Origin of the sequence: Mesorhizobium sp. WSM4307, from assembly GCF_007003945.1 — a bacterium.
Taxonomy (GTDB): domain Bacteria; phylum Pseudomonadota; class Alphaproteobacteria; order Rhizobiales; family Rhizobiaceae; genus Mesorhizobium.
Genome location: NZ_VFTB01000010.1, coordinates 294,629 through 318,024 on the forward strand (window position 1 = coordinate 294,629; position 23,396 = coordinate 318,024).

At 64.8% G+C, this 23,396-nt stretch carries 23 protein-coding genes and 1 pseudogene; 14 read left to right on the forward strand and 10 right to left on the reverse strand.

Annotated features, from left to right (window positions below; translation table 11 throughout):
* Positions 1 to 7: 7 nt before the first annotated feature.
* The 5 genes from FJV83_RS25260 to secA all read right to left on the reverse strand — a co-directional run bounded on the left by FJV83_RS25260 (position 8) and on the right by secA (position 7,934).
* Positions 8 to 1,015, reverse strand: coding sequence for a YncE family protein (locus FJV83_RS25260; RefSeq protein ID WP_246691918.1), 1,008 nt, complete (start codon positions 1,013 to 1,015; stop codon positions 8 to 10).
* Positions 1,016 to 1,176: 161 nt separating this feature from the next.
* Positions 1,177 to 1,971 carry a creatininase family protein gene (locus FJV83_RS25265; protein ID WP_246691919.1) on the reverse strand — a complete coding sequence of 265 codons (795 nt, stop codon included), beginning with the start codon at positions 1,969 to 1,971 and terminating at the stop codon, positions 1,177 to 1,179.
* A gap of 149 nt (positions 1,972 to 2,120) precedes the next feature.
* Positions 2,121 to 3,401: a GNAT family N-acetyltransferase gene (locus tag FJV83_RS25270; protein WP_142885606.1), complete on the reverse strand. Its 1,281-nt coding sequence runs from the start codon at positions 3,399 to 3,401 to the stop codon at positions 2,121 to 2,123.
* Positions 3,401 to 4,801 (reverse strand): lipopolysaccharide biosynthesis protein, encoded by a 1,401-nt coding sequence (locus FJV83_RS25275; RefSeq protein ID WP_142885605.1) that lies wholly within the window; start codon positions 4,799 to 4,801, stop codon positions 3,401 to 3,403. Before FJV83_RS25275 ends, FJV83_RS25270 begins: the two co-directional genes overlap by 1 nt.
* A gap of 400 nt (positions 4,802 to 5,201) precedes the next feature.
* The gene (gene secA / locus FJV83_RS25280; RefSeq protein WP_142885604.1) at positions 5,202 to 7,934 is read right to left on the reverse strand and encodes a preprotein translocase subunit SecA; all 2,733 of its coding nucleotides are present in this window, start codon (positions 7,932 to 7,934) and stop codon (positions 5,202 to 5,204) included.
* 262 nt (positions 7,935 to 8,196) lie between these two features.
* Between secA and FJV83_RS25285 the strand changes: the two genes are divergently transcribed.
* Positions 8,197 to 9,108, forward strand: a complete 912-nt coding sequence (locus FJV83_RS25285) for a peptidylprolyl isomerase (protein ID WP_095787858.1) — start codon at positions 8,197 to 8,199, stop codon at positions 9,106 to 9,108.
* Positions 9,109 to 9,175: 67 nt separating this feature from the next.
* Here FJV83_RS25285 and FJV83_RS25290 read toward each other — a convergent pair whose 3' ends face one another.
* The gene (locus FJV83_RS25290; protein ID WP_142885603.1) at positions 9,176 to 9,772 is read right to left on the reverse strand and encodes a TetR/AcrR family transcriptional regulator; all 597 of its coding nucleotides are present in this window, start codon (positions 9,770 to 9,772) and stop codon (positions 9,176 to 9,178) included.
* A 259-nt stretch (positions 9,773 to 10,031) separates the two neighbouring features.
* On the opposite strand from FJV83_RS25290, the gene FJV83_RS25295 reads away from it, so the two are divergent.
* Positions 10,032 to 11,249, forward strand: coding sequence for an MFS transporter (locus FJV83_RS25295; RefSeq protein WP_142885602.1), 1,218 nt, complete (start codon positions 10,032 to 10,034; stop codon positions 11,247 to 11,249).
* A 22-nt stretch (positions 11,250 to 11,271) separates the two neighbouring features.
* Here FJV83_RS25295 and FJV83_RS25300 read toward each other — a convergent pair whose 3' ends face one another.
* Complete coding sequence (locus tag FJV83_RS25300; protein ID WP_142885601.1) at positions 11,272 to 12,501, reverse strand: caspase domain-containing protein; 1,230 nt, start codon at positions 12,499 to 12,501, stop codon at positions 11,272 to 11,274.
* 167 nt (positions 12,502 to 12,668) lie between these two features.
* Here FJV83_RS25300 and argJ point away from each other — a divergent pair, with 167 nt between their 5' ends.
* The 5 genes from argJ to FJV83_RS25325 all read left to right on the forward strand — a co-directional run bounded on the left by argJ (position 12,669) and on the right by FJV83_RS25325 (position 15,930).
* Positions 12,669 to 13,910, forward strand: coding sequence for a bifunctional glutamate N-acetyltransferase/amino-acid acetyltransferase ArgJ (gene argJ / locus FJV83_RS25305; protein ID WP_142885600.1), 1,242 nt, complete (start codon positions 12,669 to 12,671; stop codon positions 13,908 to 13,910).
* A gap of 29 nt (positions 13,911 to 13,939) precedes the next feature.
* Complete coding sequence (locus FJV83_RS25310; RefSeq protein ID WP_142885599.1) at positions 13,940 to 14,692, forward strand: GNAT family N-acetyltransferase; 753 nt, start codon at positions 13,940 to 13,942, stop codon at positions 14,690 to 14,692.
* 8 nt (positions 14,693 to 14,700) lie between these two features.
* Positions 14,701 to 15,123 carry a (deoxy)nucleoside triphosphate pyrophosphohydrolase gene (locus FJV83_RS25315; RefSeq protein ID WP_142885598.1) on the forward strand — a complete coding sequence of 141 codons (423 nt, stop codon included), beginning with the start codon at positions 14,701 to 14,703 and terminating at the stop codon, positions 15,121 to 15,123.
* A 202-nt stretch (positions 15,124 to 15,325) separates the two neighbouring features.
* Positions 15,326 to 15,643 carry a hypothetical protein gene (locus FJV83_RS25320; protein ID WP_142885597.1) on the forward strand — a complete coding sequence of 106 codons (318 nt, stop codon included), beginning with the start codon at positions 15,326 to 15,328 and terminating at the stop codon, positions 15,641 to 15,643.
* Between the two features lie 107 nt (positions 15,644 to 15,750).
* On the forward strand, positions 15,751 to 15,930 hold the full coding sequence (locus tag FJV83_RS25325) for a Flp family type IVb pilin (protein ID WP_095772300.1): 180 nt from the start codon (positions 15,751 to 15,753) through the stop codon (positions 15,928 to 15,930).
* Positions 15,931 to 15,954: 24 nt separating this feature from the next.
* Here FJV83_RS25325 and FJV83_RS25330 read toward each other — a convergent pair whose 3' ends face one another.
* Positions 15,955 to 16,827, reverse strand: a complete 873-nt coding sequence (locus FJV83_RS25330; RefSeq protein WP_095787855.1) for a methyltransferase domain-containing protein — start codon at positions 16,825 to 16,827, stop codon at positions 15,955 to 15,957.
* Between the two features lie 65 nt (positions 16,828 to 16,892).
* On the opposite strand from FJV83_RS25330, the gene FJV83_RS25335 reads away from it, so the two are divergent.
* From FJV83_RS25335 to FJV83_RS25350, 4 genes are read left to right on the forward strand one after another with little or no spacing between them, the layout of a single operon-like run.
* Complete coding sequence (locus tag FJV83_RS25335; protein WP_095772302.1) at positions 16,893 to 17,693, forward strand: ComF family protein; 801 nt, start codon at positions 16,893 to 16,895, stop codon at positions 17,691 to 17,693.
* A gap of 26 nt (positions 17,694 to 17,719) precedes the next feature.
* Entirely contained in the window at positions 17,720 to 17,989 is a 270-nt protein-coding gene (grxC, locus tag FJV83_RS25340; protein WP_095772303.1) for a glutaredoxin 3, read from the forward strand.
* A 10-nt stretch (positions 17,990 to 17,999) separates the two neighbouring features.
* On the forward strand, positions 18,000 to 18,869 hold the full coding sequence (locus FJV83_RS25345; RefSeq protein ID WP_095772304.1) for a carbon-nitrogen hydrolase family protein: 870 nt from the start codon (positions 18,000 to 18,002) through the stop codon (positions 18,867 to 18,869).
* On the forward strand, positions 18,866 to 19,291 hold the full coding sequence (locus FJV83_RS25350; RefSeq protein WP_095793253.1) for a DUF1178 family protein: 426 nt from the start codon (positions 18,866 to 18,868) through the stop codon (positions 19,289 to 19,291). The genes FJV83_RS25345 and FJV83_RS25350 overlap by 4 nt, the downstream gene beginning before the upstream one ends.
* A 3-nt stretch (positions 19,292 to 19,294) precedes the next feature.
* Here the strand turns inward: FJV83_RS25350 and FJV83_RS25355 are convergent, their stop codons facing one another.
* The gene (locus FJV83_RS25355) at positions 19,295 to 19,780 is read right to left on the reverse strand and encodes a MarR family transcriptional regulator (RefSeq protein WP_095787852.1); all 486 of its coding nucleotides are present in this window, start codon (positions 19,778 to 19,780) and stop codon (positions 19,295 to 19,297) included.
* Between the two features lie 117 nt (positions 19,781 to 19,897).
* Between FJV83_RS25355 and FJV83_RS25360 the strand changes: the two are divergent.
* Positions 19,898 to 20,805, forward strand: a pseudogene (locus FJV83_RS25360) (DMT family transporter).
* 6 nt (positions 20,806 to 20,811) lie between these two features.
* Here the strand turns inward: FJV83_RS25360 and FJV83_RS25365 are convergent.
* Positions 20,812 to 21,432, reverse strand: a complete 621-nt coding sequence (locus FJV83_RS25365) for a winged helix DNA-binding protein (RefSeq protein WP_142885596.1) — start codon at positions 21,430 to 21,432, stop codon at positions 20,812 to 20,814.
* 87 nt (positions 21,433 to 21,519) lie between these two features.
* Here FJV83_RS25365 and FJV83_RS25370 point away from each other — a divergent pair, with 87 nt between their 5' ends.
* Complete coding sequence (locus tag FJV83_RS25370) at positions 21,520 to 22,644, forward strand: LLM class flavin-dependent oxidoreductase (RefSeq protein ID WP_142877936.1); 1,125 nt, start codon at positions 21,520 to 21,522, stop codon at positions 22,642 to 22,644.
* 24 nt (positions 22,645 to 22,668) lie between these two features.
* Positions 22,669 to 23,166, forward strand: a complete 498-nt coding sequence (locus FJV83_RS25375) for a flavin reductase family protein (RefSeq protein WP_095772378.1) — start codon at positions 22,669 to 22,671, stop codon at positions 23,164 to 23,166.
* Positions 23,167 to 23,396 lie beyond the last annotated feature (230 nt).

The following is a 23,396-nucleotide window of genomic DNA, read 5'->3' on the forward strand; positions in this document are numbered from 1 at the left end:
CGCAACGCTACCGCATGTTGCCGGTATGGCCCTGCGAATATCTGCCGGGCTGCGGCCAGACCGTCAGGCCATGAGGCTCGACGCCGACCCGGATTTTCGTCACGGCGCCCGAGGTGGTGTCGATCATGTAGACCTCGCTGTCGAAGCGGCCGGACAACCACAATTGCCTGCCGTCGGCGCTGACATTGCCCATGTCGGGGCTGCCGCCACCGGGTATTGGCCATTGCGCGACGACCGAACGGGTGGCGAAGTCGATGACGGTCACGCTGCCCGGCCCCTTTGCACGGCCTTGCTCCATCTTGTGCGAGCCACGGTTTGAAACGTAGAGTTTTGTCCCGTCGCGGCTCACGACAAAGCCGTGCGTTCCGATGCCGGTGGCGATGAAGCCGATCTCGGAAAAGCTGTCTCCGTCGATCAGGAACACGCCGTCGTTCATCATGTCGGCGACATAGAAGACCTTGCCGTCGGGCGAAAGCCGGATGTCCTGCGGCATGCCCATCTTCGACAAAGCGAGGTGGCCGAGCACCTTCTGGTTTTCCAGGTCCACCTTCAACAGTCCGCCATCGCCGTATTCGCAGGTGAATATGGCGTAGGCATTGTCGGCGGAGAAATCGGCATGGTTGATGCCAGGGCAGGTGGGGGTCGGTATTGATGACTTCAGCGCCATGGTCTGCGGATCGCGCAGATCAAGCCGCTGATAGGCCTCATCGACGATGACGGCCGCACTTCCATCCGGCATGAAGTACATGTTGTAGGGGTCATCGACCGGGATTTCGTGACCCGGCCTGGCGGTCTTGGGGTCGATCGGCGTCACGCTGCCCTTGCTGGTGCCGCTGGCGTTGTTGGCGACCCAGAGCGTCCTGAGATCCCAGGCCGGAACGACGTGCTGCGGCTTGCGCCCGACAGGGAACCTGTCGACCTCCTTGAGCGTCGCGGGGTCGATGACCGATACGCTGTTGGACGAGCGGTTCGGAACATAGACGCGCGGCAGCGCGCCTGTCGTGGCGGGGCTCAAATGATCAGAGGTTGTCTGGTCGTAGATATTGACCGGAGAGCCAGCAGGCGGCGGCTCGCTGCAATCCTCCGGGCACGAGCCGGCCCAAGCCGATGCCGGCGAGAGGGCAAGCAACAAAACGAGCAGGGCGCGGAAGCTCGTGAACCGTGGATATGGCTTGATCATTTGGGCTGCTGTCTTGCGAATTCGCGGATCGCTTCGGTCGTCCCGTTGACGATCAGGTCGACGCCGAGTTGACCAAACTCGGCCGACGATCGTATCGGGTCGCCACCATAGACGCCGTCGTCGGCGCCGAGCTTCGGCGCCGCCGCGAGGCGATCCTTGCGCACCATGGAAGGGTCGATGGCGAGCATCAGCGATGTGTCAGCCAATCCGGCGTGGGATCCGATCTCGGACTGCCTCGCGCCGGCCGACAGGAGCCTGTCGACATAGGCGCCCTGGGTGATCTGATAGTATTGCAGCGCCGCAAAGACCCGGACCGGGCTTTTGCTCCATTCGGCATTCAGACGATCGGCCACATGGCGCTCGTCGGCCTGATAGCCGCCATGGTCGCCGATCAGCACGATGGTCCTGAAGCCGTGCAGCTTGAAGCTGCGCGCCGCGGATTCGAGCAATTGCTCGAAAATCTTGTCGCTGATGGTAATCGTTCCGGGAAACCGCATATGGGCGCTCGGCGGGTCGATGGTTCCTTCCGGGACATAGGAGATCACCGGGGCGACCAAGGCGTTGCCGAGTTGACCGGCAATCTTCTCGGCCAGGAACTTGACCCGCACATTGTGCTTGCCCAAGGCCATGGCAGGACCGCTTTGTTCGGTGCCGCCTATCGGGACGATGATCGTCGTCGTCCCGGCGCTGATCCGATCGCGCAGTTCGGTCCAGGTCTGGTCTTCGAGGAAGACCGACGCATTGGCAGCATGGGCCGCCGAGGCAAGACCCGACAGAACCCAAAGGCCCACGATAATGCTCGCGAGCGTGAAATCGTGCCGTGCGATCAGCCTTCGGGCGATGCGTTGCACCTGACCGGATGTCGGCCGATTTCCTGCAGTCAATCCGGGGGCGGAGGTCGCGGCATGGCGTCGGCGGCCACGAAGGTTCGGGATCATGGCTATCGCCGTCTCAGCAGGCTCTTCATGCGGTTGCGCAGCAGGCGGGCCATGTTGCGGGTCTCGCGGTAGAGATGCAGCTGCGAGGCGGCCTGGCGGGCGAGCCGGTCGGCGTCCGGGGTCAGCCCGATCACCAGCGTGCCGATCGGCTTGCGTTCGGCCCACAGCCGGCTCATCACCGGATGATCCGGCACCGCGCAGGAATCGGTCATCATGATGTTGGGATCGTCGAGATGCTGCCGGGTGACCTCGATCATCAGCAGCGTGCCCGGCGAATAGGCGGCCAGCGTCTCGTCATAGGCCGTCTTCCAGGTATAGGCGACGCCGGCCTCGACGAACACGATCAGGCAAGCGATGGAGCGGCCGTCGAGCGTCAGCGAATGGATGCGGCACATGTCCTGTTCGGCCAGCCGGTGCACGGCCTCGCGGGCAAAGGCGGCGCGGAAGCGGTCGATCGCCATGGCGGTGCGCTCGCGGCCCTTCCAGCCGGAGGCTTCCAGCGTCAGGAAACCTTCGATGGCGTGGCGGATATCCTCGGGGCCGCGCGCCACCACATGCTCCAGCCTGCCGAGGTCGGCAAGGCGCCGCTTCAGGCGGCGGAACTCGCGATAATGGTGCGGGCGCAGCGAAGCCTTGAGGTAGTCGTCGCCGTCGAGCTCGCTCTCCAGAACGGGGCGCGGGGTCTGGCCGGTGGTGACCAGCGTCAGGCCGCGCGTCTCGGCCACGGTGTCAAGCAGGCTCGCCACCGGACCGTCGAGCCTGATGTCGGGCAGCACGAAGACTTTCGGCAGCTTGAGGTGCGGCCGCGACAGCATCGAGAAGAAATCCTCGACGACGCCGACCGGATCGTCGCGGTCGATCAGCGGCGTGCCGAGCGGACCGAACGGGCTCGACCAGGTGCGCATCACCGGAACGCCGAGCGGCACCACCGGGCGTTCCACCGAGATCGGCACCAGCAGGCGCAGCCGGTTGCGGTATTCGTCGCCGTCGCGGATCACCGCCAGCCGTACCTCGCGATCCTCCAGCCGGGGCATGGCCGGCGCCAGGAAGCGCGGGTTGAAGAAGACGTTCGGCTCGACCGTGCGGGCGCACAGATAATCCAGCTCCTCGACCAGATCGAAGCCGGCGGACGCCGGGTAGATGGCAAGCTTGCGCTCCGGCCGGTTGTTGGCGAGGATTTCGATATGGGCGGGATCGGGATCGCGCGCCAGCCCGGCAAGGCCGGACACCATGGCGCCGGCGGTGCCGCCGCTGGTCTCCTCGAGCAACGGGATGGCGACCATCAGGCGGCTCCTTTGGCAGGCACGAAGATCGCCATGACGATGCCGAGCTTGCGCCAGACGGTGAAGGACAGCGCGCCGGCCTCGAAGATCATGGCGAAGGCGGTGGCCATGGCGGCGCCCCACAGGCCGAAATGCGGGATCAGCACCACGTTGAGGCCGATGTTGAAGGTCAGTGTCATGGCATAGACGGCGGCGCAGATGTTCTGGTTGCCGCTCATGGTGAGCAGGCTTTCGCAAGGGCCGACAGCGGCGCGCGCCACGACGCCGAAGACGAGCAGGAACAGCAGCGGATAGCCCGACGTGAATTCGGGGCCGAACAGCACCAGCATGGGTTTGCCCAGCGCCAGCACCAGCAGCGCCATCAGCAGCGAGGGCCAGAAGGTCCACGACACCGTCTCGCGGGCAAAGACGGCAAGCTTTTCCGGCTCGCCATGGGTGAATTGCGCATAGCGCTGGGCGACACCGGCCTTGACGGCGAAATAGACGAAATGCACCAGAGCCAGCGTCTTGACCGTGGCGAAATAGACGGCGACGTCGTTGGGATCCATATAGGCGCCGACCATCAGCACGTCGGCATTGGTGAGCAGGAAGAAGAAGCTTTCGACCAGGAAGATCGGCAGCGAGACGATGAACCATTGCGCGAAATGCACCTTCATCGGCCCGGCCGGGATCTGCCTTTCCATGCGGTGCGTGACGCCGACCAGCTGGGCGAGCGTGGTGACATAGGTGGCGCCGATCGAGGCGAAGATCGCCGTCCTGGCATCGGCCGCGTAGCCGGCGAAAAGCATCAGCGCCATGAACAGCAGGATCAGCACCGGCCGTATCAGATAGGTCGGCGACAGGGCAAACAGCGCCCAGCTGTTCGCCCTAGCCTGGCCCTGCAACAGATCCGACAGCGCGATCATCGGCAGGCAGATGACGCCGAGGATGAAGGGGATCACGTAATAGTTTTCGATCCAGGGTGCCGCCAGCCAGACGCCGAGCGCGCCGAGCCCGGCAATGATGGTGGAGGCGATCAGCACGAACAGGCGGCTGGCCACGACGATGCCGCGCAGTTCATCCATCAGGCCGCGCTCGCGGTATTCGGGGATGAAGCGGATGACCGAGGTGTGGAAGCCGAGGCAGGCGAGGTTGCCGACGATCACCATCGTCACCCAGACCAGCACGAAGATGCCGTATTCGAACGAGCCCATCCAGCGCGCCATCAGCACCTGGCTGATGAAGGCGATGACGGCGCTGACGATGCGGATGGAGAAGGCGATGACCGACATGCGGCCGGCCTCGCCACGCTCATCGGCGGTGAACAGCACGGCATCGATGCGGCCAAGCAGCGGCCCGACGCGCAGCGCCAAACGCTGCGGCAAGAACCGCCCGGCAGTCGTGGCCGCGGAAAAGCGCACCCCGATCTCTCTCCGTTTTCCGCCTCTTTTTCAGGCGTTGGTGTAGCGGAGACACATTAAGAAAACGTGGGTGGGCGTCCTTCGCCCGTGAGCAGGAGAAGGTGCCGGCAGGCGGATGAGGGGCAGCGCCGGCTTCGAGAATTTCTGCTGATGCGGGAAGTTCGGGAAGAATTATCTACGAACGCACCGGGCTTTGCCGGGCCCGGAATGTCATCTCATCAATTGGAAATTTGGGCTAATCACGGAGCTCAGCGCCGCCCCTCATCCGCCCTTCGGGCACCCGGCCCTTCGCTATCGCTCCGGGCGTTCGTCGTTCGAAAAGCCAAGCAATTGGCTTTTCGTCCGCTGCGCGGACCACGCCTCACCCCCGGATAGTGACGGGGAGAAGGAGAGCGCGTCCTTACGCAAACGCCCCGTGGCAGTGCTTGTACTTCTTGCCGGAGCCGCAGGGGCAGGCTTCGTTGCGGCCGACCTTGCCCCAGGTCGCCTGATTATTCGGGTCGCGGTCTTCGGGGGCGACGACGGCGCTCTGCTCCTGGCGCACCAGGACGGCGGTTTCGCCGCCTTCGAAGTCGTTCTCGCCAGTGGTGCCGTCAATATGCGTGCCGAACATGTCGGGCGCTTCCGGCGGCGGGGCTTCGGCGGCCTGGCGGACCAGTTCGACGCGCATCAGCTGCGCGGTGACGGCCTGGCGCAGATTGCCCAGCATCGCCTGGAACAGCTCGAACGCCTCGCCCTTGTACTCCTGCAGCGGGTCGCGCTGCGCGTAGCCGCGGAAGCCGACGACCGAGCGCAGGTGGTCGAGGTTGACGATGTGCTCGCGCCACAGATGGTCGAGCGTCTGCAGGACCACGGAGCGTTCGACATAGTTCATCACTTCGGGGCCGAAGCGCTCGGCGCGCTCCTTGGCGGCGGCGTCGGCGGCAGCCGTGATGCGCTCGCGGATGTCGTCCTCGGCGATGCCCTCTTCCTTGGCCCAGTCCTCGACCGGCAGGTCGAGATTGAGGAATTCGGCGACCTCGGCCTTCAGGCCGGCGACATCCCATTGCTCGGCATAGGCGTTTTCGGGGATGGCCTTGGCGACGATCTCGTCGATGACGCCCTCGCGCATCTCGGCGATGGTTTCCGACAGGCCTTCGCCGTCCATCAGTTCGATGCGCTGTTCGAATACCACCTTGCGCTGGTCGTTGGAGACGTCGTCATACTTCAGCAGGTTCTTGCGGATGTCGAAATTGCGCGCCTCGACCTTCTTCTGTGCCTTTTCCAGCGCCTTGTTGATCCAGGGGTGGATGATCGCCTCGTCTTCCTTGAGGCCGAGCTTCTGCAGCATGCCGTCCATGCGCTCGGAGCCGAAGATGCGCATCAAGTCGTCCTGCAGCGACAGGAAGAATTTCGAACGGCCCGGGTCGCCCTGACGGCCGGAACGGCCGCGCAACTGATTGTCGATGCGGCGCGATTCATGGCGCTCGGTGGCGAGCACGTAGAGGCCGCCGGCCGCCAGCGCCTTTTCCTTCAGGCGCTCGACGTCGTCATTGATTTCCTTTTCCCGCGCCTCGCGCTCCGGGCCTTCCGGCATGTCGCCCAGTTCGTCGGCGATGCGCATCTCGGCATTGCCGCCGAGCTTGATGTCGGTGCCGCGGCCGGCCATGTTGGTGGCGATGGTGATGGCGCCGGGCTTGCCGGCCTGGGCGACGATCGCCGCCTCGCGCTCGTGGTGGCGGGCGTTCAGCACCTCGAAGTCCTTGAAACCTTCCTTGCGCAGGCGCTCGGCCAGCTGCTCGGATTTTTCGATGGAGGTGGTGCCGACCAGCGTCGGCTGGCCCTTGGCGCTGGCCTCGCGGATCTCCTTGACGATCGCCTTGTACTTCTCCTCGACCGTCCGGTAGACCTCGTCGTCCTCGTCCTTGCGGATGACCGGCAGATTGGTCGGGATCTCGGTGACTTCGAGACCGTAAATGTTGCCGAATTCCTCAGCCTCGGTCAGCGCCGTGCCGGTCATGCCGGACAGCTTCTTGTAGAGGCGGAAGTAGTTCTGGAAGGTGACGGATGCGAGCGTCTGGTTCTCCGGCTGGATCGCCACATGCTCCTTGGCTTCCAGCGCCTGGTGCAGGCCTTCCGAATAGCGGCGGCCGGGCATCATGCGGCCGGTGAACTCGTCGATGATGACGATCTCGCCGTTGCGCACGATATAGTCCTTGTCGCGCTGGAACAGCTGGTGCGCCTTCAGCGCGTTGTTGACGTGGTGGACGATGGCGACGTTCTCGACGTCATAGAGCGACTCGCCCTTCAGCAGATCGGCATCGCGCAGCAGGTTCTCCAGCTTCTCGGTGCCTTCCTCGGTGAAGATCGAGGTCTTCTGCTTCTCGTCGATCTCATAATCCTGCGGCTGCAGCTGGATGATGAACGTGTCGATGGTGTTGTACATTTCCGAGCGGTCCTCGAGCGGACCGGAAATGATCAGCGGCGTGCGCGCCTCGTCGACCAGGATGGAATCGACTTCGTCGACGATCGCGTAATTGTGGCCGCGCTGGACCATCTGGGCGCGCTCGTACTTCATGTTGTCGCGCAGGTAGTCGAAGCCGAGCTCGTTGTTGGTGGCGTAGGTGACGTCGGACGCGTAGGCGACGCGGCGCTCCTCGTCGGACAGGCCGTGGACGATCACGCCGACCGAGAGGCCGAGGAATTTGTAGACGCGGCCCATCCATTCGGAGTCGCGGGTGGCGAGATAGTCGTTGACGGTGACGACATGGACGCCGTTGCCGGCGAGCGCGTTGAGGTAGACCGGCAGTGTCGCGACCAGGGTCTTGCCCTCGCCGGTGCGCATCTCGGCGATGCCGCCATTGTGCAGCACCATGCCGCCGATCAGCTGGACGTCGAAGGGACGCATGCCGAGCACACGGCGTGCCGCCTCGCGCGCGGTGGCGAAGGCCGGGACCAGAAGGTCGTCGAGGGTGGCGCCATTGGCGATGTCCTGGCGAAATTTTTCCGTACGCCCCGCGAGTTCGGCGTCGGAGAGCGCCCGCATCTCGTTTTCCATGGCGTTGATCGCCTCGACACGGGGCCGGGTCGATTTGACCCGACGGTCGTTGGAGGAACCGAAAACCTTACGGGCGAGACCGCCGAGACTGACCATCCAATGGTCCTTTCGATAGAATTCTCAATCTTGAGACAGGCGCCGGCCGGCCCCATCAAATCCGCGTGATCGCACCGCCTGAATACGGGCAAACACAAAAAGCGCCCGGAAAACGGTTCTGGACGCAAAGTCGTTGGACAGATAAGAGGGGGCTCAACTGATGTCAACGCCGCGCTGGCCCTGCCGGTCGCGCCAAATTCCGCCACAATCTGGCTGATCTGGAAGCCACCCCTCCTTACAATCCTCCACCGGAGTCATCCTTATGCCCTTGTTGTTCCGCCGTGCGTCGCTTGCCAGCCTTGGCCTGGCCTTCGGCCTGTCGGCTCTTTGCCTGTCGCCCGTCATGGCGCAGGAGGCCGCTCCTGCTGCTCCGGCCGCACCCGCGGCGGCGCCGGTCGACCCCAATGCCGTGGTCGCCACCGTCAATGGCCAGCCCCTGACCGAAGCCGACCTGGTGCTTGCCGAGGGCGAGCTGTCGCAGCAGTTCGCGCAGCTGCCGCCCGAACAGCGCCGCGCGGCTGCCCTTTCGGCGGCCATCGAGATCCGCGTCATGGCCGCCAAGGCCGTTACCGACGGCCTCGACAAGGATCCCGACTTCCAGCGCCGCATGGCCTTCCTGCAGCAGCGCGCGCTGCATGGCGAGATGGTCGAGAAGGGCGTCGTCAACAAGGTCACCGACGCCGAGATCCGCGCCCGCTACGACCAGGAAATCGCCAACACGCCGCCGGTCAACGAGGTGCATGCCCGTCACATCCTCGTGAAGACGAAGGAAGAGGCCGAGGCGATCATCAAGCAGCTCGACGGCGGCGGCGATTTCCAGAAGCTCGCCAACGAGCACACCAGCGATCCATCGGGCAAGTCCAATGGCGGCGATCTCGGCTGGTTCGGACCCGGCCAGATGGTGCCGGAGTTCGACAAGGCGGCCCTCGCGCTCGAGGTCGGCAAATATACCGAGCAGCCGGTGCAGACGCAGTTCGGCTGGCATGTCATCAAGCTCGAGGACAAGCGCGCCAAGCAGCCGCCGGCCTTCGACGACGTCAAGGACCAGGCCAAGCAGGCAGTCATCCGCGACAAGTATTTCGCGCTGGTCAAGTCGTTGCGCGCCGGCGCCAAGGTCGAGATCCCCGACGCCAAGCTGAAGCAGGCCGTCGACACGATGGAAGCCGGCAAGTAAGCCTGATTGAGTTTCAAAAGGGCGCGGCAGCCAAGGGTTGCCGCGCCTTTTTTTGACCGGCATACCGCTATCTGCCGGCTGCTATGCCCTGCAGGAGATAGCGGACCATCTTGCGTATCGTTGCCTCGGGCTCGTCGAGCCGGTTGGTCAGGAGATGCCGCCAGGCGTAGGAAGCGATGAGATCGGCGACCACGCCCGCATCGATCTCGCCGGCGATCTCGCCCCGTGCCTTGGCGCGCTCGATGATCTGGCCAGTGTGGGTGCGACGCGCTCCGGCATAGCCGGCCAGGGCGGCCGCCGCGGTTTCATCCGACTGTGCCTCGGCGATCAGCGACTTGAAAACATTGCCCGACGATGTCTCGCGCCAGTGCGTGAACAGATTGACCAGGAAGCCGACGAGATCCTCCTCCAGGCTTCCCGTATCGGGAATGTCGACGCGCTTCTGGCGCTGGTAGACTTCGAGCAGCAGTGCCGCCTTGCTCGGCCACCAGCGGTAGATGGTCGGCTTGCCGGCACGGGCGCGGCGGGCCACCGCCTCGATCGAGAAGCCGGCATAGCCGGCCTCGACCAGCACGGCTTCGGCAGCCTCCAGAATGGCTTCGGCGCTGTCGGGATTGCGCCTGGCGCCAATCGATTTGCGTGCCGGATCGGCGATTTCGCCCATGAGCCGTTCCTCCTGAAGCGGTTGCGGGTCGGCTACGACAACCCAACTGCAACCGTTGCCTTCGCCCGCATTCGCCAGCTGGAGGCCGGCCATCCGGGAGCAAAAGCGGTCGTTTTCCTTGCAGCGTTCCTGCTGGCGCCAAATGAAGTCATTTGGCCGCAACATACGCTGACGCCAAGAGACGTTCATACATCATCGCTTGACGAAACGGAACGGTTCGTTCTATTCAACGAAACGTTTCGTTCCGATGGACATCACCATGACAACCATTATCGCATCCGGCTCCGCACCCGCCGAGACGACAATTTCGAGTTGGATCACCTTCTTGCTGGCTGCCGCCTGCGGGCTGATCGTCGCCAATATCTATTACGCACAGCCATTGATTGGCCCGATCGGCGCCGAACTTGGCCTGCCCCCGCATGCGGCTGGCCTGATCGTTACGATGGCGCAGATCGGCTACGGGGTGGGCCTGCTGTTCATCGTGCCGCTTGGCGACCTCGTCGAGAACCGCAGGCTCGTGCTTGGCATACTCGCCGTTGCGACGCTGGCCTTGCTGGGCGCGGCGATTTCAACGCAGCCGGCGGCATTTCTGGCCGCGATGCTTTTTGTCGGCCTTGGCTCGGTCGCGGTGCAGACCCTTATCCCCTATGCGGCCCACCTGGCGCCGGAAGCCAGGCGTGGCCGCGTGGTCGGCAATGTCTCGGTGGGATTGTTGCTGGGCATAATGCTGTCACGGCCGTTTTCCTCCTTCATCACCGCGCTGTCGTCCTGGCATGTCGTCTACTTCACCTCTTGCATTGTCATGATCGTGCTGACCGTGGTGCTGCGGTTCGCGCTGCCCAGGCGCGTGCCGACGGCGCGTCTGAGCTACGGCGCGCTTTTGGCGTCCATGGTACAGATTGCGCGCTCGACACCGGTCCTGCGGCGGCGGGCTCTCTATCAGGCCTTCCTGTTCGCGGCCTTCAGCCTGTTCTGGACGACGACGCCGCTGCTGCTGGCCGGACCCGATTTTGGCTTGACGCAGCGCGGCATAGGCCTGTTCGCTTTGGCGGGCGTCGCCGGCGCAATCGCCGCGCCGCTCGCCGGGAGGGTCGCCGACCGCGGATGGAGCCGCCCGGCGACAGCCTTTGCCATGCTGTGCGTCGCCGCCGCCTTTCTTGTAACCCATATCGCCCATAGCGGTTCGACGCTTTCGTTGGCGCTGCTGGTCGCCGCCGCCATCGTGCTCGACTTCGGCGTGCAGACCAACCTTGTCCTCGGCTATCGGGACCTGTTCGCGCTCGGCGCCGCGCATCGCAGCCGCCTGAACGGACTCTACATGGCGACGTTCTTCATCGCCGGCGCGATCGGCTCGGGCGTCGGCGGTTGGGCCTATGCGCAAGGCGGCTGGCCACTGGTGTCCTGGATCGGCCTGGCGCTGCCGGTTGCTGCACTGCTCAGTTTCGGCACCGAATTCATGTCGCGCCAAAGCCCGTGAATTCGCGCCCCGGGTCAGCGCATCATTGCGTCGCCTGCGAGGTTTCGGATTCGATGCGCCATCCCTCCACGGCCTTGACCAGCCCGAGCGTGACGCGCGCCTTGCCGGTCAGCCGTGCCGCCGACTTGTCCTTCGGCACGTAGTCGTAGCGCATGGCAAAGGCGGCGTCGGCGCGGTCCTCGCCATGCGGCGTGATCTCCAGGCTGCCGGGTTCCAGCCCGAGCGACCACGAGGACCACTGCGCGAACCAGTCGGTCTTCACCTTGACGATGGCATCGGCGTCGTAGCGTGTGCCGAAAATGGTGGCCGACGCGCCGTAGATCCGCTTGACCGTTTCAGCCATCGTCTTGGTGTCCGGCGTCAGATAATCCCGGCGCAGGAATTGTTCGATCGAAGCCTTGTCGTCACCCACGGAGCGTTCAAGTGCAGCGACCTGTGGAGCCGGCGCCGGCTCGGCCGCCGGCTTGGGTTTCGGGGCAGGGCCTTCACCCGGGACGAATTCGAAGCGTTCGAGCAGCGAGCCCTGCTCCCAGGGGCGCTGGCCTTCGCGGGTTTGCGAAACGACGTCGCGGCGCACCGCGATCATCATGTCGTTGATGCTCTGGCCGGGCTCGGCGATGTGCCGCAACAGGGCGGCGGCAAAGGGCGAGTTGCGCCCGGTGCCGTCCATGGCGACCGCGCCCGGCGCCGTCGAGAAGGCGATGAAGGAGCCGCGCGTCGAATCGAACTGCGCCAGGCCGGCGAGCGCCGTCGCCGAGCGCGTGGTGGCGGTGCGGCTCAGGCTGCGCGCAAACGGGTTGTTGCGGCAGGCATCGAGAAACACCAGGCTCACCTTGGTCTGCTGTTCCATGATGTCGAGGACTTCGTCGATCGGCACGGCTTCGAGCTGCAGTTTCACCGGCATCTCGAGCCTGGCGTCGACCGGCACGATGTAGTTGCGCCCGTCGACCTGCAGGCCGTGGCCGGCATAGTAGAAAAGCCCGACGCCCGCGCCTTGGAGGGCATCGGAGAATTCGCCGATGCTGCGTTCGAGCTCGCGCTTGCCGAGATCGTTGCCTTCGATGACCTCGAAACCGATGGAGCGCAGCTTGTCGGCGATGTCGAGCGCGTCGTTGACCGGATTGGCCAGCGTACCGGCCTCGGCATAGGTGCCGTTGCCGATGACGAGAGCCACGCGCCGCGCCGGCTCAGCGTCGGCGCTCAGCAGCAACAGTCCCAGAAATGCCCAAGCGAGGATCGCGAGCCTGCCCATGGGCGCGATCATAGCGTCACAGCGCCCGGCGATGCCAACAGATTTGAAATGCAGGCTTAATCCGGCGTGGTTCGCCGCCCCGGCAGGCGCGGCGAAAACGCCCTTGCGCCCGCGCGCCGTATCGGGCAAACCGGCCTTCCCTTGCGATTTTCCCGCCCGAGGTCCCCATGTCCACGACGATTTCGCCGCTCGCGCCGAAGAAGTACCCCAAGATGCCTGTCATTGAAGGGGTGCGCATCGCCACCGCCGAAGCGGGGATAAAGTACAAGAACCGCACCGACCTGCTGGCCATGGTGTTCGATGCCGGCACCGCGGTCGCCGGCGTGTTCACCAGGTCGAAATGCCCCTCGGCGCCGGTCGATTTCTGCCGCCAGAACCTTGCCGCCGGCAAGGCGCGGGTGCTGGTCGTCAATTCCGGCAATGCCAACGCCTTCACCGGCAGGAAGGGCCGCGAATCCACCGCGCTGACCGGCGAGGCGGCGGCAAAGGCTGCCGGCTGCACGGCAGGGGAGGTCTTCCTGGCCTCGACCGGTGTCATCGGCGAGCCGCTCGACGCGACCAAGTTCAGCCACCTGCTCGCCGGACTGGTCAGCGTTGGCAAGCCCGACCTGTGGACCGAGGCGGCGAAGGCCATCATGACCACGGACACCTATCCGAAAGTGGCGACGCAGACCGTCAAGCTTGGCGATACCGAGGTCACCATCAACGGCATCTCCAAGGGCGCCGGCATGATCGCGCCCGACATGGCGACGATGCTGTCCTTCATCGCCACCGACGCGCCGATCGCGGCCCCTGTGCTGCAGGATCTGCTGTCGCGCGGCACGGCCAAGACCTTTAACGCGGTGACCGTCGATAGCGACACCTCGACCAGCGACACGCTGCTGATCTTCGCCACCGGCAAGGCGGCGAAGCGCGGTGCGCCCGAAATCACCGACCCGAAAGACGCACGGCTCGGTCAGTTCCGCCGGGCGCTCGGCAAGGTGCTGAAGTCGCTGGCGCTGCAGGTGGTGCGCGACGGCGAGGGCGCCCGCAAGCAGGTCGAAGTCACCGTCACTGGCGCGAAATCGGCCCGCTCGGCCAAGCGCATCGCGCTGTCGATCGCCAATTCGCCCCTGGTCAAGACGGCGGTCGCCGGAGAGGACGCCAATTGGGGCCGTGTCGTCATGGCCGTCGGCAAGGCCGGCGAGCCCGCCGACCGCGACCGGCTGTCGATCTGGTTCGGTGACAACCGGCTGGCGCATGAGGGCGAGCGCGATCCGGCCTATTCGGAAGAAAAGACCTCGGCCTACATGAAGCGCGACGATATCCGCATCCGTGCCGATATCGGCATTGGCCGCGGCAAGGCGACGGTGTGGACCTGCGACCTCACCAAGGAATATGTCGCCATCAACGGCGATTATCGGAGCTGACGGTTTTGGCTTCCAGGCATCCGGCAAGCATGCTTGCGATCGTGCGCCGCTACGAGGCGGCCGGCTTTCGCGCCTGGCCGGCGGCCGCCGTCCATTATGACGGCACCTGGGTGGTGCGGCTCACCGCCGGCCATCCGGCGAAGCGGTTGAATTCGGTCAACCCGCTCGATCCCGGCGACATCCAGCACATAGCCGACCGCATCGGCCGCGCCAGCCGCCGTTTCGACGCCTATGGCAGGCCGCTGACGTTCCGCATGTCGCCGCTGTCGGGTCCCGATCTTGCCGGCCATCTCGACAAGGAGGGCTGGAGCCGATTCGACGAATCGCTGGTCATGCGGCTGCCGCTGGCCGACGCCCAGCTCGATGCCGCCATGGATCAGATTCCGCTCAAGGACATCAGCCGCTTCATCGGCGCGTCGCTCAAGGTCAGCGGCTCGGATGTTTCGCTGCGGCCCGGCCTGTCGGAGATCATCGGCGCCATCCAGCCCGAGGCCGGGCTGTTCGCGCTGGAAGATGGGACAGAGGCGCTGGCGACGTTGATCTGCGTGCATGACGGCGATCTCGCCGGCCTGTTCGAAGTCGCCACCGACAAGGCGGCGCGCAACAAAGGCCATGGCCGCAACCTGATCCGGTCGGCGCTGAAATGGGCGCGGCTGCGCGGCGCGCGGGAAGCCTGGCTGCAGGTCGAGGCCGGCAATGTGCCGGCTCTGGCGCTCTATCGGTCGCTCGGCTTCCAGGAAGTCTATCGCTACCATTATCGCCGGCCGCCCGGTCATGAGTGAAATTGGGCATGAGTGATCCGGCCAATACCGGCAAGCGTCTGCTCCTGGTCGCGGCCTGCGCGCTTGTCGATACCGACGGCCGCGTGTTGCTTGCGCAGCGGCCCGAGGGCAAGCAGCTTGCCGGCCTGTGGGAATTTCCCGGCGGCAAGGTCGAGCCCGGCGAGACGCCGGAACAATGCATCATCCGAGAATTGCACGAGGAGATCGGCATCGAGACCGAAATCCCTTGCCTGGCGCCGCTTACCTTCGCCAGCCATTCCTATGACGACTTCCATCTGTTGATGCCGCTGTTTGTCTGCCGCCGCTTCCGCGGCATCGCCCAGCCCCGGGAAGGACAGGCGCTGAAATGGGTACGGCCGAAGCAGATGCGTGACTATCCGATGCCGCCGGCCGACGCGCCGCTGATTCCGTTCCTGATCGATCTGCTCTGAGGATTTGTCTTGACGCGATTCCCAAGGGAAGCGCTCCGCGCTTTGCCGGGAAAACCGCTTCACACGTTTTCCTGGAGTTGCTCTGAGGAGCGGGCCACCGCCCATATCAGCCAGCGTTAATGGAAGATTTATCTCATCATGAAAAATTGATGCATGGCCGCGTCGTCGCGGCCGCGTCGCGGATTGGCGGGGGAGCGATAGGATGAGCCTGGACAGGGATTGGGATTCGATCCGGCCCGACCGCGGCTTTCGTGCCGCCGATGCGGGCATGGGCATCCTGCGCGTGACACTGCTGTTCGGCTCGGCCGCGGTGGCGCTGGCGCTGATCGCGACCCCATACCTCGACAGCCAGACGCGCTCGCAATCGGCGCGCGATGATTTTCCCGGTGGTCTCGACATGACGGCCACCGGCTCGATCGGCCATCGCACCACCTATACGGTGCGGCGCAGCGTGCTGCAGGCGCAGCCCGATTCGGTCTGCATCATCGGCTCCGATGGCAGAACCAGCGGCGACTGCTGACATGGTTGGAATTTGCAAGAGTTGGCGGTTTCACCGCCTGTTAAGGCTTTGCCGTTAACCTTTCTTAACAGGTCGGCGGTAAGGTCCTCGGCGAGGGGATCGAGGTGATGAAACCAGTGCTGCTGCATTTTCTGAAAGACGAATCCGGCGCCACGGCGGTCGAATATGGCTTGATCATCGCTGTGTTGTCGCTGACCATCGTCGCCGGCATCGGTCAGGTGTTCAACTCGATCACCTGGCTGTTCAGCGACAATGGCAGCCGGCTTGCGAACGCGTTCGCACCCTGATCCGGCTGTCCGCGGCTGACCCGATCATTGCCCGTCGGGAGCTTCCAGTATCGTCTTCAGCGAGACTTTGGCGGAACCCGGCTTCAGCGGTTTCTGCTGCGATGCATCGGGCGCCCAGCCGGACATCCAGACCATCGAGAAACTTGCGCGGATCCGGCCGTCGGCGTCGGAAAACCGCTCGGCATAGATTTCCGCGGCACGCGCAAACAGTCTGCGTGTGCCCGGCCGCCGGCTGCGATCGGTGAGGGCGCTGGTTTCGCCCATGGCGCGCAGATCGGCCATCAAGGCAAACAAATTGGCATAGCGCACCGTCACGGTCTCGACATCGGCGACCGGCAGGGCAAGACCGGCGCGCTGCAGCAGCGCACCGGCGTCGCGCACGTCGGTAAAGGGGATGACGCGGGGGCTGGCGCCGCCGTAAAGCTCGGTCTCGGCGGCAAGCAGGCTCTCACGCAACTCGCCGAGCGTGCCGGCGCCGGCGAAGGCGCCGAGAAAGAGCCCGTCCGGCCGCAGCGCGCGACGGATCTGGATTAGCATGCCGGGAATGTCGTTCATCGCCTGTAACGACAGAAGCGATACCGCCAGATCGAGGCTTGCCGGCTCGAACGGCACGGTTTCCAGCGGCGCGACCAGGCCGACGGCACCCATCAGGAAGACGGCGTCCGTCTCGACGCGGACGATCTCCGCCACCTTGCCGCTCGCGGCGAGCACATCGGCCACGGCCGGCGTCTGGCAAAACAGCACCGCCGCCTTGCCGAACCGCCGCTCGACGGCACCCAGCCGGTCGGCAAGGTCCTCGGCGGCACGGTTCATCAGGAAATCGGCGCCGTCGACAGGATGGCTGAGCGCGCGCCGCTTGTGCGCCAGCCACAAAGAGGTATCCATAATAGGCTGCAACGGGTGGATCCTTGTTTGTCCACGCCCTGATATACTTGGTACACTCGGTGCGGAGAACCAACCACGTGGCCGATCCGATGCCAGAGATCAAGTCCATCGGGATCAGGAACCTCGCCCGATCGGCCCTGGGCTGGCCGGCGCGCATGCTGTTTCCGCCGGTCTGTGCCGGTTGCCGCCGGCATGTCTCGCAGCCGGGCGTGCTGTGCGGCGCCTGCTGGCCAAAGCTGCGGCTCTTGGAACGGCCCTGGTGCCCGGTGATGGGCACGCCGTTCACCCACCATATGGGCGAGGGTTTTCTGTCGGCCGAGGCGATCGCGGATCCGCCGCCCTTCGAGCGGGCGCGGGCAGCCGTCGCCTATTCCGGCGTTGCCCGCCAGATGGTGCAAGGGCTGAAATACCAGGATCGCACCGATCTGGCGCCTTGGATGGCGCGCTGGATGGTGCGCGCAGGCGCCGATCTCATCGCCGAAGCCGATGTGGTGGTGCCGGTGCCGCTGCACTGGCGGCGTTTTTTCCGGCGGCGCTTCAACCAGTCGGCGGAACTGGCGCGTGCGGTTTGTGAGCTCAGCGGCCTGTCTTTCGCGCCTTCCGCCATGCGGCGCGTAAAACTCACCCGCCAGCAGGTCGGGCTCGAGCGGCAGGAGCGCGAGGAGAATGTGCGAGCCGCCTTCCGCGTGCCTGCCGAGGCGGAGATCGAGATCGCCGGCCGCAGGGTGCTTCTGATCGATGACGTCTACACCACGGGCGCCACCGTGCGCGCGGCCACCAAGGCGCTGAAAAAGGGAGGTGCCGCCGCCGTCGACGTGCTGACCTTCGCGCGTGTGCTGCCGGGGGACTTCCGGGCGGACGAGTCCGTGACTATATAAGTCGGCAACGGAAGCGGAAATTCGTCATGGTCGATGTCACGATCTATACGCGCATGATGTGCGGTTACTGCACGGCGGCCAAGCGGCTGCTGGAGCGCAAGGGCGTCACCTATACCGAGCATGACGCCTCGTTTTCGCCGGAACTGCGCCAGGAGATGATCTCGCGAGCCCACGGCCGAACGACCTTTCCGCAGATTTTCATTGGCGACACGCATGTCGGCGGCTGCGACGATCTCCACGAGTTGGAGGCCGAAGGCCAGCTGGACAGGCTGCTCGCCAACGGCGCGACGATCTAAGGGTGTGACGATGGGTGTTTTCAAGGCTGCGGCGGTCCAGATGCGTTCCGGTGAAAGCCCCGAGCGCAATGCGGTCGATCTCGAACGGCTGGTGCGGGAGGCGGCCGGTCAGGGCGCGACCTATATCCAGACGCCGGAAATGACCGGGGCGCTGATCCGCGACAAGCAGGCGCGCGCCGCCTCCTTCACCTCCGAAGACAAGGACATCATCGTCGCGACTGGGCGCGGACTGGCGCGCGAACTCGGCGTCTTCCTGCATATCGGCTCGACCGCCCTCCTGCGCGCCGACGGCAAGCTCGCCAACCGGGCGCTGTTGTTCGGTCCGGACGGCGCGACGCTCGCCACCTATGACAAGATCCACATGTTCGACGTTGACCTCGACAATGGCGAGAGCTGGCGCGAATCTGCGGCCTACGAACCAGGCACCGAGGCCGTCGTGACCGAGGTAGCGGGCGCCGCGAAGCTTGGCTTTGCGGTCTGCTACGACCTGCGTTTCCCGCAACTGTTCCGCACCGAGGCGCTGGCTGGCGCCGATGTTTTGACCGTGCCCGCCGCCTTCACCCGACAGACCGGCGAGGCGCACTGGCATGTGCTGCTCAGGGCCCGTGCCATCGAGAACGGCGCCTTTGTCGTCGCCGCCGCGCAAGGCGGCCTGCACGAGGACGGCCGCGAGACGTTTGGGCATTCGTTGATCGTCGATCCCTGGGGGCGCATCATCGCCGAAGCCGCGCATGACGAGCCAGCGGTCATCGTCGCCGAGATCGACCCGGCGCAGTCGCTTGCGGCGCGCAAGAAGATCCCCAATTTGAAGAATGCGCGGGATTTCACCATCAATGCCGGCGCGGTGGACGCGCCGCGTCTCAGGGGTGCTGCCTCTTGATCCGCTTTACCCTGATCTGCGAGAACGAGCACGAGTTCGAGGGCTGGTTCCGCAGCAATGACGATTTCGATACCCAGAAGAAGCGTGGCTTTGTCGATTGCCCGAGCTGCGGCTCGCACAAGGTAGAGAAGGCCCTGATGGCGCCCGCCGTTTCCACGGCGCGCAAGCAGGAGACCATAGCGCTCGCCATGGGCGAGGCGCAGAAACAGGCCCTGGCGCAACTGAAGGCGATGGCCGAGAAGGTGCGCGAGAATGCCGACTATGTCGGCGACAAATTCGCCGAGGAAGCGCGAAAAATCCATTTCGGCGAAACCGACCCGCGCGGCATCTATGGCGAGGCGACGCTGGAAGAGGCCAAGGGGCTGGCCGAGGATGGCGTCGATTTCATGCCGATCCCGGTGTTTCCGGACGACCGCAACTGAGGTTCAGCTCACGCTGCCTATCAATTTCTCAAGCAGGTGCGCGAGCGTTTCCCGTTCCGCAGGCGTCAGGCCCGCGAGGATCTCGTGCTCATTGGCGACGTGGGCGGTCAGGGCCTCGTCGATCAAGGCGAGACCCTTCTCGGTAAGCTGCACGACGATGCCGCGCCGGTCGTTGGGGTGCGGGCCGCGCAGGATCAATCCGGCCTTTTCCAATCGGTCGAGCCGGTTGGTCATGGCGCCTGAGGTTACCATGGTCGCTTCGTAGAGATCTGTCGGCGTCAGCGCGTAAGGTGAGCCTGAGCGGCGCAGCGTTGCCAGCACGTCGAACTCGCCGGCTTGCAATCCGAATTGCGCAAACAGCGGAGCCAGGCGATCACGCGCGATCAACGACGAGGCTTCGTTCAATCGCCCAAGCACGCCCATCGGCGAGACATCAAGGTCCGGCCGCTCCCGTTTCCACTGCTCGATCGCCTTCGCCGCGCGATCCATCTGTCTCACCGTTAAATATCTTGACGTTAAGAATCTTTGCGTTATCTTATCTTAAGGTACAGCACCGGCCAAGCGCCGCAAGTGCCAAATTTTACGATTGAGTGACGGGACCATCCGATGGAATTTCTCTGGGATTCGGCGCTCGGCCTGCTAGTCGTCACCGGCGGCCTGCTCGGCCTGACACTGCCCTTCGGCAAGCTCGCCACGGCAGCCGGCGTGCCGGCCATGGTCTGGGCTTTCGTCATTTCGCTCGGCGCCGGCGGCGTGCTTTTGTGCGTGCTTTTGCTGCGCGGGCAGCGTATCCGGCTCACCGCGCACAAACTGCGCTATTTCTTCGTCACGGCCGCCGTGTCCTATGCCGTCCCCAATCTCTTGATGTTCTCGGCCATCCCGCATCTGGGCGCCGGCTATACCGGCATCATGTTCACGCTGTCGCCTGTCGTCACGCTGGTGTTCTCGATCCTGCTGCGCGTCCGGCGCCCCAACATGCTGGGCATCATCGGCATAGCCGTCGGTTTCGTCGGCGCCGTGATGGTGGCGGCGACGCGCGGCGAGGCCAGCCAGCCGGCCGATCTGTTCTGGGTGGTGATGGGGCTGCTGATCCCGGTCAGCCTTGCGCCGGCAACATCTACCGCACCGTCGACTGGCCGGAAGGCACCGGCCCGATCGAGCTTGCCGTCGGCAGCCATCTGGCGTCGGCGACGCTGCTGCTCGCCGGCATTCTCGCTCTGTTCGGCATCAAGGCCTTCGCGCCGCTCGGAGGCGTGCCGCTGGTCGTCATCGCGCAGGTAGCATCGGCGTCTGCGATGTTTGCCTTCTTCTTCCGGCTGCAGGCGGTCGGCGGCCCGGTCTATCTCAGCCAGATCGGCTATGTGGCGGCCGCGGTCGGCCTGTTTGCCGGCACGATCTTCCTTGGCGAGCACTATCAGTTGCTGACCTGGGCCGGCGCCGCCATCATCACCGCCGGCGTCTTCATCACCACGAAGGCGCAGAGCCAGGTCGTCGCGGAGCCGCAGCCTGCGTAAACGTCGTCAGAGTTTTCCGCCGCCGTCGGCGTCGCCGCCGGGCTCCGGCCTTGGGTTCCGGCGGCGGTGCGTGGCGGCGGCCCGCGCCGCCTGTTCGTAGATGCCGGTCATCAGTTCGAGCGTGCGCGCGACATCTTCAAGCTTGTCGGCCATTTCGGGAATGCGCGTCACCGCATCGATGAGCAGGACGGAGCGGATGTCGGCATAGCGCTCGGTCACGCGATGCCCGAGCGGCGTCACTTCGTAGGTGACGCCGGCCCTGCCGCTGCCGGTGCGGGTGATCAAACCGCCCTTCAGCAGTTTGCGCAGGCTGTACTGGATGTTGGGGATGTCGTCGCGGTTGGTCATCTGGGCAAGATCGCGCACGCTTTTCGGGCGGTCGTTCATGCGGATGATGTGGAGCAGCGCGTTCTCGGGTCCGCTGGCGGAAAATTCGATGACCGTGGCTAGGCATTCAGCCTGCCAATGGCCGAACGCCTCGTAGGAGCGCATCAGCGCGTACTCGACTTCGGTGACGTCGATCTCCAGCGGCGTGCGCGCCAGATGCCAGCCGCGATCCAGCAGTTCGGCCTGTGTTTCCAAAGATTTGCGCCGTTCGTTCATCTGCCTGTCCCCTGCCGTCAGCATGCGCTGATCCCGGTGATTGCGTCCACATGAATTTATGATAGACTTTCTATTATAAATTATAAGCAAAAAATGAGGAGAACACCGCCAATGAGCATGCTCGACAAGACCGCGCCTCACGCGCAACCCTTCTTTCTCGGCACTTTCGCGTCCAATTGTTCCGGCGGCATGACCGTCACCAAGGTTCCCGAGCGCTGGGCCAGTTCCTGGGACAACAATCTGCGGCTGGCGCATCTGCTCGACGAGGCCGGCATCGACTTCATGCTGCCGATCGCGCGCTGGATCGGTTATGGCGGCGAGACGAATTTCCACGGCAATGTGCTGGAGACGATCACCTGGGCGGCCGGGCTCCTGGCGCTGACCCGCAACATCACGGTCTTCGCCACCACCCACACGGCGGCCAACCATCCGGTGGTCGTCGCCAAGCAACTGGCGACCATCGACCAGATCAGCCGCGGGCGCATCGGCCTCAACATCGTCGCCGGCTGGAACAAGCCGGAATATGAGGCGCTAGGGCTGACACTGCCCGATGACCATGTCACGCGCTACGGCTATGCCCAGGAATGGTTCGATATTGTCCAGGCGCTGTGGGAGCGCACGGAAGCCTTCGACTGGGACGGCACCTGGTTCAAGCTCAAGAATGTGCTTGGCGACCCGCGTCCGTCGTCTCGGCTGCCGATCCTCAATGCCGCCGGTTCGGAGGAGGGCCGCAAATTCGCGGTCCGCAACGCCGATTTCCTGTTCACGCCGGCAATCGACCTGGCGCGCTCCAAGGATGAGATCATTGCGCTGAAGGAGCAGGCGAGGGCCGCCGGCAGCAAAGTCGACGTGCTGACCTTTGCCCATGTCGTCTGCCGGCCGACCGAAAAGGAAGCCAAGGACTATCTCGAACATTTCGGCCGCGCCAACGCCGACTGGGCGGCGGTCGACAATCTGGTTCGGCTGCAGTTCGCCCATGCGCAGTCGTTCCCGCATGATCTTCTGGCGCTCATTCGCGACCGCATGGCGGCGGGCCATGGCGGCTTCCCGCTCACCGGCACGCCCGAGCAGGTCGCCGACGGGATCACCGCCCTGCACGCGGCAGGCTTTCGCGGCTCGACACTGTCCTTCGTCGATTATGTCGAGGAATTCCCCTATTTCCGCGACACCGTGCTCCCCATTCTCGAAGAGAGGGGCATCCGCATCGCACCGGCCGCAATGCAGTCGGCGGCTTAGCAAAGAAGCGAAGAGGCAATGTCCATGACAGAAGCTTCGGTCAGCGTCGCCGACTTCCGCGCCGCCATGCGGCTCATCGTCGGCAATGTCAGCGTCATCACCGCCGGTGTCGGCGACGACCGGTCCGGCCTTGTCGTCATTTCGGTGGTCTCGCTGTCGGCCGAACCGCCCAAGGTGATCGCTTGCGTCAACCGATCGTCATCGACCTGGCCGGTTATTGAGCGCTACCGGCATTTCGGCGTCAATTCGCTGGGGCCCCGGCATCAAGCCGTGGCGGAGCGTTTCTCCGGCTTTGGCGGCATCAAGGGCAAGGACCGCTATGAGGGCGCCGAATGGGTGACGCTGAAGACCGGAGCCGCGCTGCTTTCGGACGCGGTGGCCACCTTCGACTGCAGCCTCGACGAGATGATCGACCGCGGCACGCACTCCATCGTCATCGGTTCGGTCGAGGCAGTGCGCACCCGCGATGCCGGCCAGGCGCTGATCTACTGGCGCGGAGGCTATCGGCCCCTCGACGCCTGAGGTGTGGTGATATTCAGGTGATGCCGGCCTGCAAATGGCGGCTTCCTGCGCTTCCGGCCTCGCCGGCCGAAGCACTCGTGAATGGCGCGGCAGCTAAGGCTACGGCCGGCGCAGGCCGGTGCTCGCGTGGCCAAAAATGCGCTCCGCTCCGGTTCTCGGAAGCCACCATTTTCGACTCGGCCTGACCTCAATCCCGACACACCTTGGAGGAAATTCCAGGAAAAGTGCGC

Bases quoted from the DNA above. Each gene is read 5' to 3' on its own strand.
- FJV83_RS25270 (WP_142885606.1), bottom strand. From the start codon at position 3,401: ATGGTCGCCATCCCGTTGCTCGAGGAGACCAGCGGCGGCACCGCCGGC.
- secA (WP_142885604.1), bottom strand. From the start codon at position 7,934: ATGGTCAGTCTCGGCGGTCTCGCCCGTAAGGTTTTCGGTTCCTCCAAC.
- FJV83_RS25285 (WP_095787858.1), top strand. From the start codon at position 8,197: ATGCCCTTGTTGTTCCGCCGTGCGTCGCTTGCCAGCCTTGGCCTGGCC.
- FJV83_RS25290 (WP_142885603.1), bottom strand. From the start codon at position 9,772: ATGGGCGAAATCGCCGATCCGGCACGCAAATCGATTGGCGCCAGGCGC.
- FJV83_RS25295 (WP_142885602.1), top strand. From the start codon at position 10,032: ATGACAACCATTATCGCATCCGGCTCCGCACCCGCCGAGACGACAATT.
- FJV83_RS25300 (WP_142885601.1), bottom strand. From the start codon at position 12,501: ATGGGCAGGCTCGCGATCCTCGCTTGGGCATTTCTGGGACTGTTGCTG.
- argJ (WP_142885600.1), top strand. From the start codon at position 12,669: ATGTCCACGACGATTTCGCCGCTCGCGCCGAAGAAGTACCCCAAGATG.
- FJV83_RS25310 (WP_142885599.1), top strand. From the start codon at position 13,940: ATGCTTGCGATCGTGCGCCGCTACGAGGCGGCCGGCTTTCGCGCCTGG.
- FJV83_RS25315 (WP_142885598.1), top strand. From the start codon at position 14,701: ATGAGTGATCCGGCCAATACCGGCAAGCGTCTGCTCCTGGTCGCGGCC.
- FJV83_RS25320 (WP_142885597.1), top strand. From the start codon at position 15,326: ATGAGCCTGGACAGGGATTGGGATTCGATCCGGCCCGACCGCGGCTTT.
- FJV83_RS25325 (WP_095772300.1), top strand. From the start codon at position 15,751: ATGAAACCAGTGCTGCTGCATTTTCTGAAAGACGAATCCGGCGCCACG.
- grxC (WP_095772303.1), top strand. From the start codon at position 17,720: ATGGTCGATGTCACGATCTATACGCGCATGATGTGCGGTTACTGCACG.
- FJV83_RS25345 (WP_095772304.1), top strand. From the start codon at position 18,000: ATGGGTGTTTTCAAGGCTGCGGCGGTCCAGATGCGTTCCGGTGAAAGC.
- FJV83_RS25355 (WP_095787852.1), bottom strand. From the start codon at position 19,780: ATGGATCGCGCGGCGAAGGCGATCGAGCAGTGGAAACGGGAGCGGCCG.
- FJV83_RS25365 (WP_142885596.1), bottom strand. From the start codon at position 21,432: ATGCTGACGGCAGGGGACAGGCAGATGAACGAACGGCGCAAATCTTTG.
- FJV83_RS25370 (WP_142877936.1), top strand. From the start codon at position 21,520: ATGAGCATGCTCGACAAGACCGCGCCTCACGCGCAACCCTTCTTTCTC.
- FJV83_RS25375 (WP_095772378.1), top strand. From the start codon at position 22,669: ATGACAGAAGCTTCGGTCAGCGTCGCCGACTTCCGCGCCGCCATGCGG.